The sequence below is a fragment of the Pantoea sp. C1E2 genome (genome assembly GCF_056491465.1).
The window spans coordinates 662,235-678,222 of record NZ_JBSZHT010000004.1; the positions used below are offsets into that span (position 1 = coordinate 662,235).

At 52.3% G+C, this 15,988-nt stretch carries 10 protein-coding genes; 6 read left to right on the forward strand and 4 right to left on the reverse strand.

What is annotated here, in order from left to right; translation table 11 throughout:
* Nucleotides 1-26: 26 nt before the first annotated feature.
* Entirely contained in the window at nt 27-1,217 is a 1,191-nt protein-coding gene (gene malE / locus ACXI0A_RS24665; protein ID WP_476146418.1) for a maltose/maltodextrin ABC transporter substrate-binding protein MalE, read from the reverse strand.
* A 364-nt stretch (nt 1,218-1,581) separates the two neighbouring features.
* Here malE and malK point away from each other — a divergent pair, with 364 nt between their 5' ends.
* From malK to ACXI0A_RS24690, 5 genes are all read left to right on the forward strand, one after another.
* The gene (malK, locus tag ACXI0A_RS24670) at nt 1,582-2,691 is read left to right on the forward strand and encodes a maltose/maltodextrin ABC transporter ATP-binding protein MalK (protein ID WP_476146416.1); all 1,110 of its coding nucleotides are present in this window, start codon (nt 1,582-1,584) and stop codon (nt 2,689-2,691) included.
* A 42-nt stretch (nt 2,692-2,733) separates the two neighbouring features.
* Complete coding sequence (locus tag ACXI0A_RS24675) at nt 2,734-4,035, forward strand: maltoporin LamB (RefSeq protein ID WP_476146414.1); 1,302 nt, start codon at nt 2,734-2,736, stop codon at nt 4,033-4,035.
* Between the two features lie 100 nt (nt 4,036-4,135).
* A complete protein-coding gene (gene malM / locus ACXI0A_RS24680) occupies nt 4,136-5,050 on the forward strand; it encodes a maltose operon protein MalM (RefSeq protein ID WP_476146412.1) in 915 nt (304 codons plus the stop codon).
* Between the two features lie 377 nt (nt 5,051-5,427).
* A complete protein-coding gene (locus ACXI0A_RS24685) occupies nt 5,428-6,663 on the forward strand; it encodes an oligosaccharide flippase family protein (protein ID WP_476146410.1) in 1,236 nt (411 codons plus the stop codon).
* 5 nt (nt 6,664-6,668) lie between these two features.
* A complete protein-coding gene (locus tag ACXI0A_RS24690; protein WP_476146408.1) occupies nt 6,669-7,538 on the forward strand; it encodes an ATP-grasp fold amidoligase family protein in 870 nt (289 codons plus the stop codon).
* A gap of 144 nt (nt 7,539-7,682) precedes the next feature.
* On the opposite strand, the gene malQ is transcribed toward ACXI0A_RS24690, so the two are convergent.
* Nucleotides 7,683-9,752, reverse strand: coding sequence for a 4-alpha-glucanotransferase (gene malQ / locus ACXI0A_RS24695; RefSeq protein ID WP_476146407.1), 2,070 nt, complete (start codon nt 9,750-9,752; stop codon nt 7,683-7,685).
* Nucleotides 9,749-12,154, reverse strand: a complete 2,406-nt coding sequence (malP, locus tag ACXI0A_RS24700) for a maltodextrin phosphorylase (RefSeq protein WP_476146405.1) — start codon at nt 12,152-12,154, stop codon at nt 9,749-9,751. The genes malQ and malP overlap by 4 nt, the downstream gene beginning before the upstream one ends.
* Nucleotides 12,155-12,434: 280 nt before the next feature.
* On the opposite strand from malP, the gene malT reads away from it, so the two are divergent.
* Nucleotides 12,435-15,137 (forward strand): HTH-type transcriptional regulator MalT, encoded by a 2,703-nt coding sequence (malT, locus tag ACXI0A_RS24705; RefSeq protein WP_476146403.1) that lies wholly within the window; start codon nt 12,435-12,437, stop codon nt 15,135-15,137.
* 81 nt (nt 15,138-15,218) lie between these two features.
* On the opposite strand, the gene ACXI0A_RS24710 is transcribed toward malT, so the two are convergent.
* A complete protein-coding gene (locus ACXI0A_RS24710; protein WP_476146401.1) occupies nt 15,219-15,980 on the reverse strand; it encodes a GntR family transcriptional regulator in 762 nt (253 codons plus the stop codon).
* Between the last annotated feature and the right edge of the window lie 8 nt (nt 15,981-15,988).

Genomic DNA, 15,988 nt, shown 5'->3' on the forward strand with positions numbered 1-15,988 from the left:
CGACGTGAGTCGGCTCAAAAGAGGGATTACTTTTCGAGGCGCGCTTTCGCATCTTTTAACGCGGCATCCACGCTCTGACGTCCACTGAGGGCATTCAGTGTGGCCGTGCGCATGGCGTACCAGAATGCAGACATCTGTGGGATGTTGGGCATGATGTCACCGTTTTGCGCGTTGCTCATGGTGGCGGCAATACGTTGGTCTTTTTCGAGTGTCTGCTGGAATGATTTCAGCGCCACGGCGCCGAGAGGTTTGTCTTTGTTAACTGCATCCAGTCCTGCATCCGTCAGCAGGAAATTCTCGAGAAACTCCCTGGCTAACTCCTTGTTCGGGCTGGCGGCATTGATACCCGCGCTTAACACGCCTACGAAGGTTTTAGAAGGTTTGCCATTCAGGGTTGGAAGGGTTGTCACACCATAATTGATCTTACTTTTGTCGATGTTGCTCCACGCCCAGGGGCCATTAATCGTCATCGCCGTTTGTCCCTTATTAAAGGCGGCTTCCGCGATGGAATAATCCGTATCGGCATTCAGCATTTTGGCTTTGACCTGATCGACCAGGAACTGCATTCCCGCTTTCGCACCAGCATTATCGACGCCAGTATCTTTGACGTCATAGCCGCCTTGCGTCGGTTTGAAAGCGTAAGCTCCGCCGGCAGCCAGCAATGGCCAGGTAAAGTAAGGTTCCTGCAAGTTAAACATGATGGCGCTCTTGCCTTTAGCGCGCAGCTGCTTATCAACGGCAGCCATCTCTTCCCAACTTTTCGGCGGGGTCGGCAGCAGATCTTTATTGTAAATGAGAGAGAGTGATTCAACGGAAACAGGATAGCCAATCAGCTTGCCATCGTAACGCACGGCATCCCAGGTGAAGGGAAACAGCTTATCCTGGAAACTTTTATCGGGAGTGACTTCAGCCAGTAGCCCGGATTGGGCATAGCCGCCAAAGCGGTCATGTGCCCAGAAAATAATGTCTGGGCCATCACCCGTTGCTGCCACTTGCGGATACTTCTCTTCCATTTTGTCCGGATGCACAACCGTGACTTTGATACCGGTGTCTTGCTCAAACTTTTTGCCGACTTCAGCGAGACCGTTATAGCCCTTATCACCGTTAATCCAGATGACCAGCCGACCTTCTTCGATTTTTGCCATTGCGCTGGTCGAGAACAACACGGCGGTAAGGGTTGAAAGAGCAAGAATGCGTGCACCAGTTTTCATCGTCATAACTCCATCCTGTTAGCGGAAGCGGAAATTTTTTAACTCGCCACATTGTGATCATTCACGCTGTCTTCTCATCCTCCCGCGCTCTACGCCTGCCGCCCTCAATACGTGATCGCGGTAACAAAACCCCGCGCTATCACGCTGTTACGCACACATTTGCTACATCAGGTTTGCGTTATCGATCACAAAAAAAGCCCTCAAAGCCCGCCGCCGCCCGCAGGCATGTCGATCTCCTCCTCCTGGCTCATCCCCCAGAAAAAGGCGCAGCGGTGGAGGATGTCGCGTGGTGTACAGCTGCGCATAGTGCTCACCGGAGTCTGCTGGCTGGTATGCCGGTCAGAGTGAGCAAGTTAAGAGGAAAAGCAGAATGGCGAACGTTGCGCTTCGTGATGTCACCAAAGCCTGGGGCGATGTTGAGGTATCAAAGCAGATCAACCTGGACATTGCTGAAGGGGAATTTGTGGTGTTTGTCGGCCCCTCGGGATGTGGCAAATCGACCTTGTTACGCATGATCGCCGGTTTAGAAACCATCACACGCGGTGAATTGCTGATCGGCGGCAAACGCATGAATGAGGTGCCGCCAGCAGAACGCGGTATCGGCATGGTGTTTCAGTCTTATGCGCTTTATCCCCACCTCAACGTGGCTGAAAACATGTCCTTCGGTTTGAAGCTGGCCGGTGTAAAACGCGCTGAGATTGAGCAGCGCGTCAATCAGGTTGCTGAGTTGCTGCAACTGGCGCATTTGCTGGAACGGCTGCCGAAAGCGCTGTCGGGTGGGCAGCGTCAGCGAGTGGCTATCGGACGTACGCTGGTGGCCGAACCGCGCGTCTTTTTGCTTGATGAACCGCTCTCAAACCTTGATGCCGCGCTGCGTGTGCAAATGCGCATTGAAATCTCGCGTCTGCATAAGAGACTCAAACGCACCATGATTTACGTCACCCACGATCAAATCGAAGCCATGACGCTGGCAGATAAGATCGTGGTGCTGGACGCCGGGCGCATTGCTCAGGTCGGTAAGCCGCTGGAACTGTATCACTATCCTGCCAACCGTTTTGTCGCGGGCTTTATTGGCTCGCCGCGTATGAATTTCCTGCCCGTCAAAGTCACCGCCACCGCTATCGATCAGGTGCAGGTCAGGCTGCCTAACGATCAGCTGGTCTGGCTGCCGGTAGAGAGCACCGATGTGCAGGTGGGCAGCAACATGTCGCTCGGCATCCGTCCTGAGCATCTGCTCTCCAGCGATATCGCCGACATCTCCCTGGTCGGTGAAGTGCAGGTCGTCGAGCAACTGGGCCACGAAACGCAAATCCATATCCAGATTCCCGCCATTCGTCACAACCTGGTCTACCGCCAGGATGACGTCGTGCTGGTAGAAGAGGGCGCCCTGATGGGCATCGGCCTGCCACCGGAGCGCTGTCACCTGTTCCGTGAGGACGGGAGCGCCTGTCGCAGGCTACATCAGGAACCCGGTGTGTAGCGCTGTAAAAACAATAAAAGCAATGACCTCAGGAGATAGAAAATGTTAACTCTGCGCAAACTCCCCGTCGCGATTGCCATCGCTGCGGGCACGCTTTCAGCCCCGTCAATGGCGGTGGATTTCACTGGCTATGCTCGTTCAGGCATCGGTTGGACCGGCAGTGGCGGCGAGCAACAGTGCTTCCAGGCAACGGGTGCTCAAAGTAAATACCGCCTCGGTAACGAATGCGAAACTTATGCCGAACTGAAGCTGGGTCAGGAAGTGTGGAAGGAGGGCGATAAGAGTTTCTATTTCGATACCAACGTTGCCTACTCTGTTTCGCAACAGAATGACTGGGAAGCCACCTCACCGGCATTCCGTGAAGCGAACGTGAAAGGTAAAAACCTGATTGAGTCTTTACCGGGTTCCACTATCTGGGCCGGTAAACGCTTCTACCAGCGCCATGATGTTCACATGATCGACTTCTACTACTGGGATATTTCCGGTCCGGGCGCCGGTCTGGAAGATGTCGACCTCGGCTTCGGTAAACTCTCCTTTGCGGCAACACGCTCATCAGAAGCGGGTGGCTCATACACCTTCTCCAGCGATCAAATCCGCGATTACGCCACCAGCACGGCCAACGATGTATTCGATGTGCGCCTGGCAGGTTTAGAAACCAACCCTGGCGGCGTGCTGGAATTGGGTGTGGATTACGGCCGTGCCAACGCACGTGACGGCTACCGTATTGAGGACGGCGCCTCGAAAGATGGCTGGATGTTCACCGCCGAACACACGCAAAGCATGCTGAAAGGCTATAACAAATTTGTACTGCAATACGCCACCGATGCCTTGACCTCGCAGGGCAAAGGCTTGCCGCAGGGCACCAACATTAATAACAACGGCAGCATGTATCGCGTGCTGGATCACGGTGCGATCTCGCTGGCAGACCGTTGGGATCTGATGTACGTCGCGATGTATCAGAACATCGATCTGGATAACAACCGGGGAACCGAGTGGTACACCGTGGGCGTGCGTCCAATGTATAAGTGGACACCGATCATGAGCACCTTGCTGGAAGTCGGTTACGACAACGTCAAGTCACAGCAGGTCAGCGAACGCAACGGACAGTATAAAGTCACGCTGGCCCAGCAGTGGCAGGCTGGCGACAGCATCTGGTCACGTCCTGCGCTGCGGCTGTTCGCCACTTATGCCAAGTGGGATGAGAAGTGGGGTTACAACAAAGACAGCTCGGGTGATCTGACTACATTCGCCTCCAATGACAGCAGCGGCAACGGCATTCTCACCAACAGCCGTGGTAATAACGATGAGTGGACTTTCGGCGCGCAAATGGAGATCTGGTGGTAAGCCATCGCTGATTGATGCCGGATTAGCTTCCCTGAATTGCAGGTAGCCGCCGCCATTGCCTGGCCATGGCGGTTACCTGCCCAGCTTGAAGAGACTAAAAATGAAAAGAAAAACGCTGACTGCACTGTGCCTGAGCGCTGTGCTCATGACCGGTTATAGCCTCCCGACGCTCGCTGATATCAATCTGGTGCCGCAGGATCTCTCTGCAGCTCCGGCAATCTCCACTGAAAAGTTGCTGCGTCTTAACTGGCAACCTGTCGACACTTCTCGCGCACAAAGTGGTGTGCTCACGCAAAATAGTGAGCAGCTTAACGCAGATGAAATAACCGGTGCCGTTGCCGCGTACAGCTTGCCCGCTAACCAGGGTGAGCTGACGGTGACATTGAGCAGTGAAGTTACGAATAATCAGGTTTATGCGCCAAACGTGCTGGTATTGGATGAGAATATGCGTCCTGCGGCGTGGTTCCCAAGCCGGTTCTTCACCTATCAGCAACCGGGTGTGATGAGCGCCGATCGTCTGGAAGGGGTGATGAAACTGACCCCCGCTTTGGGCCAGCAGAAGATTTATATTCTGGTATTCACCACCGAACAGGATCTTTCACAAACCACCACACTGATGGACCCGGCTAAAGCCTATGCAAAAGGTACGGGACACGCGGTTCCTGACATTCCCGATCCGATTGCTCGCCACAGCCGCGAGGGAAAACTCAAGCTAAAAGTCTCAACCAGTTCCACCGCGTCCATTCTGGTTGGGCCACTGTTTGGTTCTTCGGCATCCGCACCTGTCACCGTCGGAAATACGCAGCCGGTGGTGCAAAACAATGTGCGTCCCACTCCCGTGGTGAAGCAGGCACCGATGGTGCAAGAGACAGACAGCTACTTTAACCAGAGCATTCGACAGGCAGTTGAACAGGGCAATATTGATAAAGCCCTCAAGTTGCTGGACGAGGCGGAGCGCCTGGGGTCAACCTCGGCGCGCCAAACCTTTATCAGCAGTGTTAAAGGCAAGGGATGAGTTAATCCCGACAGTGCTGAATTGCCCCACCTGGTGCGCTACGGCGCACCTTTTTTATTTCACGCTCAATAATAAACATATTCACAAATGTATTACCTGCCCATAAAGCTTCACTTATAAATGGATCTGTTTTATAGGTTTATTTGCTATTAATCTGATTTGAATGCAAACCCCTTCACTATTTTTCTGTAAACAGTCACAGTATCGACCAAATAAAATGAAAGCGAACAGTAAAGAGTGAATGTGACGGTTATTTGACTATATAACCATTTAGCAGATAAATATACCAGCGGGGCATATTAAATTGTTATCTCGAGCATAAGTTATCAATCAAGCATAACTGCAATTACTTAACATATGTTTATGTGAGACGTGAAATGTATTCTAACGCAATATGGATTATGCTGGAAAAATCAGTCAACATCATTGGGCTGATTTACATTAATTCATTAATGGCTAAGTACGTTGGGCCTGATAATTTTGGCAAAATCAACATAGCGACCTCACTGTTCATTTTTGTGCAGACGCTATCGTGGTTTGGCGGCCAAAATATCATTTTCAAACGCATGAGCGAAAAAGCCAGATCAGGCATTGCTTTAGCCATGCACACGCAGAACCAACGGCGTTTCTTCTTTCTCCTTTCATCCATTTCCGTCCTGACTTACCTGTATTTCTTTACTGACCCAACGGTATTCATCTTTGGCGTAGCCAACTGCATTGCCACCTACTATATCGTGATGGACTTTTTTTCCATCTACAACAACACGCAGTTGAAATCAAAAATAAATACGATCACCAATGTGATCGGCTTATCTCTGGCTCTGCTGGCGAGATTTTACATCTCGCACTTTGAATTGCCCATTTACTACTTCACCATCCCAATCGTTATCATCCCTCTCGTCCCTTATATCATGCGTCTTATCTATTTTAGATACACCACGAAAGTGGATGATAGCCGTAAAGGTGCAGGGATGTATAACCGGCATATGCTGTACACCGGTGGGGCGTTAATCTTATCCAGCATATCGGCGGATGTTTACACTCAGATATCGAGTATTTTTCTCGCAAAAATGATTTCTTACTCGAATCTGGGAGTGTATAGCGTAGCGTTAACCATAGGAGGTGCCTGGTCCTTTGTGGTCTTATCTTTGATTACGAGTTTCTTCTCAAAAATCTACAGTGAGAAAAATCAACTGACTGTGGATGAATTACTCAATAAAATCAATCGCATTGTGATATTCCTGTCGTTTGTCGTACTGGGTGGATTCTATCTGTTTGGCGATTATTTTATTCATTTGCTTTATGGCAATAATTATATGGGTTCAGTCGAAATCATTCCCATAATAATTATTGGCACGATGTTCTCATCTCTGGGAACTATTTGTTATCGATATATGATCAAAGAGTCCGGATACAACTATTTGGCTAAGAAGATGTTTTTATGTTGTGTATTAACTGTGCCGTTTTCCTGGGTGATGATTAGAGCCTTCGGGATTAATGGCGCAGCCTACTGTTTTTTGATTGTTGAAATTTTGTCTTGCACGTTACTGAATTATTTTTTCAAGAATAAAACAATCATCAAAATGCACCTCAACATTTTTAAACCGAGATAATATCAATGAGAATGATAAAACACACAGTAAAATCAGCACTTAAATTTAGCGCGAGTATTTCACCAGAGTTTAGCGCTAAAGCCCATTACTACATTAAATTTAAAAAGAAGCTTAACTTATCCAACCCCACTAATTTTAATGAAAAGATTCAGTGGCTTAAGTTTAATGAGTTCAATAACGAGATTTACACTCAGTGCGCCGATAAATTCAAGGTCAGGGAATACATTGCAGCCAAAGGTTGCGGTGAAATTCTCAATGAAATGTATGGCGTTTACGATAACCCTCAGGATATCGACTATGCTGCCTTACCCGAAAGATTTGCATTAAAGTGTAATCACGGAGCAGGGTACAACATCATCTGCAGTGACAAATCATCTTTGAATATTGAGAAAACCAATAAGCAACTGAGTAAGTGGCTCAGTGAGGATTTCTCCTCGCATTTTGTTGAGCCGCAATACCGTAAGATCGAGAGAAAGATTCTGTGTGAAAAGTACATTGAGAACGATCGCGGTGGTTTCCCTGATGATTATAAATTTTACTGTTTCAACGGTAAGCCCTATGCGGTGATGGTCTGCGTCGGTCGCGAGAAAGGCACGCCTAAGTTCTATTACTTTGATATGAACTGGAACCCGTTACCATTCGAAGATACTGTGAAGTTGATCAATAAAAACGACCTGCCAGAAATGCCGGATGGCTTTTTAAAAATGAAGCATTATGCAATGAAGCTGGCGACGGATTTCAAATTCGTCCGCGCTGATTTCTACCTGCTCAATGGTGACGTTATCTTTGGGGAACTGACATTTACCCCGTCAGCAGGATTGGATGTCAGCCTGCAGGAAGCCGATGCTATTTTGGGCGGCCAGCTGAGATTGTGATTTGCCTGGAGCGTGATAAGCCGCATCTTATGGGTGTGTCACGCTGATGAATCTCCGCCATATGGCAAGTTTAAGGGCTGCATAATGCAGCCCTTAGATTAGCGTTCAAGCTAAATGCTATTCGCGCTATCGCTTGTTCACTGCTTATTTACTCGCTTTACGGCCCTGATTAATCTCTGCCAGCAACCTATTCACCATCGGATTGGCAAACATCTCTTCAAGCGTTACGCTGAGTTTACGGCGCCAGTTTGGATAACTATCGACGGTGCCAGGCACGTTAACCGGCTTAGCCATATCCAACCACTCCTCCGGTTGTAGTCCTAATAATGCACTCTGCGTCCCCGCTAAATAGCGGTGGATGGATTGGTTAAGCTGGCGATTCATACGCGCGCTGCCACGATTAAAACGGAGACGCGCAGGAAGCAGCCCGTCATGCACCAGGGTCTTGGATAAGGCGTTTCTTGCGGCCAGACGATCGCGATACAGGCCGGCAAGGATCACTTTATCGGGATACAAACCTAGCTCACTGCCCAGTTTTAAGTCATCACTCTGCCACCAGCCGCGCAGCGTTGGCATATCATGCGTGGTGGCGACCGCCATCGCCTGGCGAGGCCACTGAGCGGGAGAGCGAAAACGCCGTTGAGAAACCTGCTCGAAATAAAGCACCTTATAAGAGTAAACGCCGCTATCTCGCAGCTTATCGACGATGGCGGCCGGTACCGTGCCTAAATCCTCACCGATCACCATGCAGCGATGACGCTGACTTTCCAGCGCCAGAATCGCCAGTAAATCATCCAGCGGATACTGCACATAGGCGCCTGCAGCGGCGCTTTCACCCTGAGGGATCCACCACAGCCGCAGAAGTGCCATCACATGGTCAATGCGTAAGGCATCGCAATCATGCATATTGGCGCGCAGCAGGCTGATCCAGGGCTCATAGGCACGCGCGGCCATAACCTGCGGGTCCATCGGGGGAAGCCCCCAGTTCTGCCCGAGCGGTCCGAGAATATCCGGCGGTGCGCCGACACTGGCTTCCAGACAATACAGCGCCCGCTCTGACCAAGTTTCTGCGCCATCTGCCGCGACACCCACGGCGAGATCGCGGTACAACCCAATCGGCATTTGCAGCTGTTGAGAAGCCTGCCAGCAGGCTGAGAATTGGCGGGTGGCCAGCCACTGTAACCATAGATAAAAACGTACCTTATCACTGTGTTCAATGCGAAAAGCCAGCACAGCCGCGCTGTGAGGATCTTGCAACGCCTCAGGCCAGGTCTGCCAGCCGTGATGCGCAGGATTTTGCCGTCGCAGCTCAGCATGCAGTGCATCAAACAGGGCCTGCGATAACAGGCTATCGCCACCGGCTTTTACAAATGCCGTAAAGTCCTTAGCCTGGGCCTCGTCCGAGGCACGGCGTTTAAACTGTTGCCAGGCAAAACCTAATGCCTCCAGCTTCAGGTAAGAAACCGCACGGTAATCCACCCATTCGGCCTTTCGGGCGTCATGCAGCGCCTGTTGCGTAGCCTGATCTCTCCACCAGGCCTGAGCGGCCTCGCTGTATTGAAAATCCGCCACCGCCGTGACATCAATGTAGAGAATATTCAGCCAGCGACGCGAAGAGGGGCTGTAAGGACTCGCGCTTTCAGGTTCGGCAGGGAACAGCGCGTGTAAAGGGTTCAGCCCGATAAACGCACCGCCACGTTGAGCCATCTCATCGATAAACTGGCGCAGATCGCTAAAATCGCCGATGCCCCAGTTGTTATTGGAACGCAGCGTGTAGAGCTGAACACAGCTGCCCCACAACGACTCTCCCTGCAGCAGAGCATCAGGCTCAAAGCAGCGCGAAGGTGCAATGATGAGCCTGCAATGGAACTGACGCTCGTTCTGGTGCAGCGTCAGTGAATGATAGCCCGCCTCAAGAGTGGGTAGATCAAGCACGTCACCGGGAGCGCATTGGCCTTTCCAGCACTGCCCGGATTCGCTACTCAGTTGCCACTCGGCTGTTGCATCGAGGTTTGGATAAACCTGCATTGGCTCACCCTGGCGCAAAACCACTGCTGGCGGCAAAGGCGAGGCAGGCGTGTTGGGCTGATGCATCAGCCCGAGTATCCGCTGGCGTGTCTGGTGCGGCACCAGTTGCGCACGTCCGTGCGCATCGATGTAATCCGTGGCAATCAGCGCTTCCGCCGCATATTCAAGATGATGGGTCGGTTTCATCGTGCGGCCTGCCAGATACGCTGCTGATAATCACGGATGGCGCGGTCGGCGCTAAACATGCCACAGCGTGCTGTGTTCAAAATCGTTGCACGCGTCCAGGCATCCGGATCGGCCCACAAGGCTTCAACTTCCTGCTGCGCGTTGAGATAGTGACGGAAGTCAGCCAGCACCAGATAAGGATCGCCGCCTGCCGCACCCAGGCTTTGCACTACGTCATTGAACGCAGTCACATCACCATCGCTAAAGGTGCCATCTTCCAGCGCGGTTAACACGCCATCCAGCTGCGAATCGTGTTTACGCCATACGGCCGGTGCATAGCCAGACTGTTTCAATGCTGTCACCTGCTCGACGGTATGACCAAAGATAAAGATGTTCTCTGCGCCAACCTGCTCTGCAATTTCCACATTCGCCCCATCCAGCGTGCCGATGGTGAGCGCACCGTTTAGCGCCAGTTTCATATTGCCGGTGCCGGACGCTTCTTTCCCTGCAGTCGAAATTTGCTCGGAGAGATCCGCTGCCGGGATCAGACGCTCAGCCACGGAGACGTTGTAATCAGGCAGGAACACCACTTTAAGGCGGTCACCCACGCGCGGGTCGGCGTTAATGATCGCCGCCACTTTGTTAATGGCAAAGATGATATTTTTGGCCAACGCGTAACCCGGTGCGGCTTTCGCACCAAACAGCATCACACGCGGCACCCGATTCGCTTGCGGATCGCTTACCAGCGTTTGCCACAGCGCAATGATGTGCAGCAGCATCAGGTGCTGACGTTTATATTCGTGCAGACGTTTAATCTGTACATCAAACAACGCATCAGGACGCACTTTGATGCCAGTCTGCTCAGCAATCCAGCGTGTTAGCGCGAGTTTATTCTGTTGCTTGATAGCGCGATATTCGGCACGAAAAGCGGCATCCTCCGCCAGTGGTTCAAGATCGATAAGGGCGTCGAGATCATTAACCCAGGGGCGTTTTAGCGATTGGCTGATCAGTGCCGCCAGCGCCGGGTTGCATTGATTGATCCAGCGGCGTGGTGTGATGCCGTTGGTCACGTTGTGGAATTTCTCAGGCCACAGCGCGTAATACTCCGGGAACAGATCCTGCACCACCAGCTTCGAGTGCAGTGCCGCCACGCCATTCACCGCAAAGCCGCTCACCACGCAGAGATTTGCCATCCGCAGTTGCTGCAGATGAATCAGGGCCGTTTTTGCCCAGATGGCCTCATTGCCAGGCCAGCGGGCCTCAATTTTGGTTTTCAGCTGCGTGTTCAACAGATTGATGATCATCAGATGACGCGGCAGCAGTGACCGCACCAGGCGAAGATCCCAGCACTCCAGCGCTTCCGGCATCAAGGTATGGTTAGTGTAGGCAAAGGTGCGCTGGGTGATGTGCCAGGCGCTTTCCCATGACAGGTGATACTCATCCAACAGCAAACGCAGCAGTTCGGGGATTGCCAGCGTCGGATGGGTGTCGTTGAGCTGGATCACTTCAAAATCAGGCAGGCTCTCAATGGAGCGGCCAGCCTGTTGATGACGTCGCAGGATATCGGCGACTGTACAGGCGCATTGGAAATACTGCTGCATCAGGCGCAGTTTCTTTCCCGCCTGATGATTGTCATTGGGATAGAGCACTTTGGTGAGTTTGGCGGCCTCAATGCCCTGTTGTTCCGCACGCAAAAAGTCACCGTTATTGAAGCGCTGCAAATCAAACGGTTGCGGGTGCCCAGCCTGCCACAGGCGCAAAGGTTGCGTTACGCCGTTGCCATATCCCACGACGGGCAAATCCCAGGCTTCACCCTGTAACGTTAATGCCGGTTCCCATTGTGCGACATCGTTCTGCATCGTGACTTTGCCACCGAAGCCAACCTGAACGTTTAACGCCGTGTTATGGCGGAACCAGGGGTAATGATCACGCTGCCAGTCATCTGGTTGCTCCTGCTGGGCTCCTTCAACAAAACTTTGACGGAACAGACCGTATTGATAATTCAGGCCGTAACCGATCGCGGGCTGGCCAGTGGTTGCCATGGCATCGAGAAAACAGGCGGCCAGTCGGCCCAATCCGCCGTTACCCAAAGCCGGGTCGGTTTCCTGCTCCAGCAGCGCGCTGAGCGAGATGTCAGAGCCAGCCAGCTCATCACTTACCGCGTCATACCAGCCGAGGTTCATCAGATTATTGCCAGTCAGGCGGCCCGTCAGAAACTCCATCGAGATGTAGTTAACGTGACGCTGTGGCGCGGCGGTCGGTTGCTTAGAGGGAACGGCGGCAAGTTGTTCAGCCAGCGCACCACTTAAGGCGTGCCACCACTGCTGCGGCGTCATTTCATGTGCGCCGTTAAGACCAAAGCGTTGCCATTGACGCTGTAGCGCCGCGGAAAAATGGGCAGAGTCAAACTGAGGCTGTGTCATGGTAAGGGCATCCTGTTGGGGTAAGGAGATATGCGAGTCAGTTTGCCTGCGCGGCGATCGGCGCTCCTCCTCCTGCATTAAATTCAGAGGGGAGGATGAGGAGGGTGGAGAGGGTGAGGGAGTTCCGAAAGTGTGACAGGAGTGTGACTTCAATCGCTTTTGTAAAGCATCCCTTATGCGTTCGCTTGCATTACCTTACCGAATCCCTGAACGTGTATGACGAATAATTACGAAGCGTAAAAAAATGATGCGTTAAACGTTAATGGAGAAGCGTGCGTTCATGTTGATTCCTTCAAAACTGAGTCGTCCCTTACGTCTTGAAAGTACTGTCACGCGCGACCGACTGCTGCACAAGCTGACCGCAGCTGCTGTATATCGACTCTTACTCATTACCAGTCCGGCAGGCTATGGGAAAACAACCCTGGTCGCACAATGGGCCGCGGATAAACGCGATCTTGGCTGGTATTCGCTAGATGAAGGGGATAACCAGCCGGAGCGATTCGCGGATTACCTGATAGCCGCCTTACAACAAGCGACGCAAGGCGGTTGCAAACGCAGCGAAACGCTGGCGCATAAGCGTCAGTATGTGAATCTCAACGCCCTGTTTGCGCAGCTATTTATCGAACTGACCGAGTGGAAAAAACCGCTGTGGCTGATCGTGGATGACTATCACCATATCGTGAACCCGGCAATACATGAGGCGATGCGTTTCTTCCTGCGTCATCAGCCCGATAACCTCACGCTGGTGGTGATGTCGCGCAACTTGCCGCAGTTGGGGATTGCCAACCTACGCGTGCGCGAGCAACTGCTGGAGTTGGGCAGCCAGCAACTGGCCTTTACGCATCAGGAAGCGAAGCAGTTTTTTGATTGCCGCCTCGAAGCTCCACTTCCCTGCGCGGAAAGTGAACGCCTGTGTGATGATGTGGCAGGCTGGGCTACCGCATTGCAACTGATTGCGCTCTCTGCGCGTCAGGGAACCGGCTCGGTGCAACACTCTGCGCGCCGTCTGTCGGGTATCAATGCCAGCCATCTCTCTGATTATCTGGTTGAAGAGGTGCTGGACAACGTTGATGCTGCTACTCGCCAATTTCTGCTGAAAAGTTCGCTATTACGCTCGATGAATGATGCGTTGATCACTGCTGTAACCGGTGAAGATAACGGACGAATGCGACTGGATGAGATTGAGCGGCAAGGTCTCTTTTTGCAGCGTATGGATGACTCCGGCCAGTGGTTCAGTTATCACCCGCTGTTTGGCAGTTTCCTGCGCCAGCGCTGCCAGTGGGAGCTGGCCGCCGAGTTACCTGCGGTGCACCGCGCTGCGGCTGAAAGCTGGATGGTGCAAGGATTTCCTGGTGAAGCGCTGCACCACGCTCTGGCCTCGGGTGATGCGGCCATGCTGCGCGATGTTCTGCTGGAACATGCCTGGACGCTCTTCAATCAAAGTGAACTGGCGCTGCTGGAGAAATCGCTCAACACCCTGCCGTGGGAAACGCTGCAGGACAATCCAAAACTGGTGCTGCTGCAAGCCTGGTTAATGCAAAGCCAGCACCGTTTCTCTGAAGTGAATAGCCTGCTGGCTCGTTTTGAGCACTCGAGCAAATGCGAGATCGACACCGTTTTACAGGGCGAATTTAATGCCGTACGTGCGCAGGTGGCGATCAACAACGGAGACGCCGACGAAGCTGAACGTTTGGCGCAACAGGCTCTAGCGGCACTTCCGGAAACGAGCCGCTACAGCCGTATCGTGGCAACCTCGGTTCACGGCGAAGTGATGCACTGCAAAGGCGAGTTGGGGAATTCATTAGTGCTGATGCGGCAGACTGAACAGATGGCGCGCAGCGATGAAGCCTGGCATTACGCTCTCTGGAGCCTGATTCAGCAAAGTGAAATTCTGTTCGCCCAGGGCTTTCTGCAAGCCGCCTGGGAGATTCAGGAAAAGGGTTTCAAGCTGGTGGCCGAGCAACATCTGGCGCAGTTTCCTCTGCACGAATTTTTACTGCGCATCCGCGCCCAGTTGATGTGGGCCTGGGGGCGTCTGGATGATGCAGAACACGCCGCGAAAGAAGGCATCAAGGTGCTGAAAGGCTACCCACCTCAGCAGCAGATTCAGTGTCTGGGCTTGCTGGTCCAGTGTTCACTGGCTCGCGGCAATCTGGATAACGCGCGCAGTTATCTGAATCGCCTGGAGAATCTGCTGAATAACGGTAACCTGCACAGTGACTGGGTAGCGAATGCCGATAAGGTTCGGGTGATTTACTGGCAAATGACCGGTGATGCGCAGAGCGCTAATCACTGGATGCGGCAGACGGACAAACCGGCCTTTGCGAATAACCATTTTCTGCAGGGGCAGTGGCGTAACATGGCGCGCGCCCACATCCTGTTGGGTAATCTGATGCAGGCAGAAGTGGTGCTGGAAGAACTCAATGAGAATGCGCGAGCATTACAGTTAAAGAGCGATCTTAACCGTAATCTGCTGTTGCTTAACCAAATCTACTGGCAAACCGACCGCAAAGCCGAGGCACAGCAATCGTTAATTGAAGCTCTGAAGCTGGCACGCAGCACCGGCTTTGTCAGCCACTTCGTGATTGAAGGCGAAATGATGGCGCAACAGTTGCGTCAGCTTATTCAGCTCAACACGCTGGAGGAGATGGATCAGCATCGCGCGCGGCGCATCCTCGATGAAATTAATAAGTATCATCGCCACAAATTCGCCCATTTCGATGAGGGCTTTATCAGCCGCTTACTCAATCATCCCGATGTTCCCGAACTGGTGCGTACCAGCCCGCTGACGCAGCGCGAATGGCAGGTGCTGGGATTAATTTATTCAGGCTACAGTAATGAACAAATCGCCGGAGAGCTGGATGTCGCGGCCACGACAATTAAGACACATATCCGCAATCTTTATCAGAAGCTGGGCGTGACGCATCGCAATGAAGCGATGCATCAGGCGCAGTCCATGCTGAAGCTGATGGGCTATGTTTGAGGGGATGAGGTTAAGGGAGCAGTTTTGCGGCTGATTCGTTACATGGGGACGCCGCTGAATTTCGACGCTCAATCCCCAGTTTTAACGCAGAAATCGTTCCTCAAGCGAAGCTTCTAAAGTCAGCATTGCCTGTTCAGCATGTTCCATATGCAAGCGCATAACTTTCTCCACTTCAGCGGCGTCCTTGCGGCGCATTGCCTCGATTAACTGATACTGAAAATCGATGCCTTTGCGTCGCTCAACGGGTTCAGGGCGTTGGTAGATGTCTTTGCAAACGGCTAAATCTTTGAGTAAACGTTGTAAGAAGCGACAAATAAATGCCAGCAGCACGTTATCAGAATAGCTGGCGACCACGGCGTGAAAATCCAGTTCTGCCATACGCTGTGCCCAGCGTTCACTGTCATCGGCGGGTTCATGATCGTAAAGGGCGATAAGCTGGTGCAGTTGCTCAAAACCTTGCGCATCCATATTTTCAATCGCACTTACCGCGACTAATGGCTCCAGCGTTTTTCGCAGCGTGTAAATATTGGCGATCGACAGTTCGCGGGTGAACAGGTAATTAGAGAGCAAACTCATCGCGTGCGCTTCGCTCATTGGCTCGATAAAGGCACCTCCGCCCGGCCCGGTACGGGTGCGGATCAAACCCTGAACTTCAAGCGATTTCAATGCTTCACGGACGGTGCTTTTGCCTGCTGCAAAACGCGTGGCGAGATCCTTTTCCTGCGGTAAGCGATCGCCAGGTTGCAGATTGTCCCGCACGATTGCATCTTTGATGGCATCAACAATTTCATCGGTACGTTTACGGCGGATTGGTTCGGCAACCTCGGGTAAATCATTTTTCATCTTCATAC

Bases quoted from the DNA above. Each gene is read 5' to 3' on its own strand.
- malQ (WP_476146407.1), bottom strand. From the start codon at position 9,752: ATGAAACCGACCCATCATCTTGAATATGCGGCGGAAGCGCTGATTGCC.
- malT (WP_476146403.1), top strand. From the start codon at position 12,435: ATGTTGATTCCTTCAAAACTGAGTCGTCCCTTACGTCTTGAAAGTACT.
- ACXI0A_RS24690 (WP_476146408.1), top strand. From the start codon at position 6,669: ATGAGAATGATAAAACACACAGTAAAATCAGCACTTAAATTTAGCGCG.
- ACXI0A_RS24710 (WP_476146401.1), bottom strand. From the start codon at position 15,980: ATGAAAAATGATTTACCCGAGGTTGCCGAACCAATCCGCCGTAAACGT.
- ACXI0A_RS24685 (WP_476146410.1), top strand. From the start codon at position 5,428: ATGTATTCTAACGCAATATGGATTATGCTGGAAAAATCAGTCAACATC.
- malK (WP_476146416.1), top strand. From the start codon at position 1,582: ATGGCGAACGTTGCGCTTCGTGATGTCACCAAAGCCTGGGGCGATGTT.
- malE (WP_476146418.1), bottom strand. From the start codon at position 1,217: ATGACGATGAAAACTGGTGCACGCATTCTTGCTCTTTCAACCCTTACC.
- malM (WP_476146412.1), top strand. From the start codon at position 4,136: ATGAAAAGAAAAACGCTGACTGCACTGTGCCTGAGCGCTGTGCTCATG.
- ACXI0A_RS24675 (WP_476146414.1), top strand. From the start codon at position 2,734: ATGTTAACTCTGCGCAAACTCCCCGTCGCGATTGCCATCGCTGCGGGC.
- malP (WP_476146405.1), bottom strand. From the start codon at position 12,154: ATGACACAGCCTCAGTTTGACTCTGCCCATTTTTCCGCGGCGCTACAG.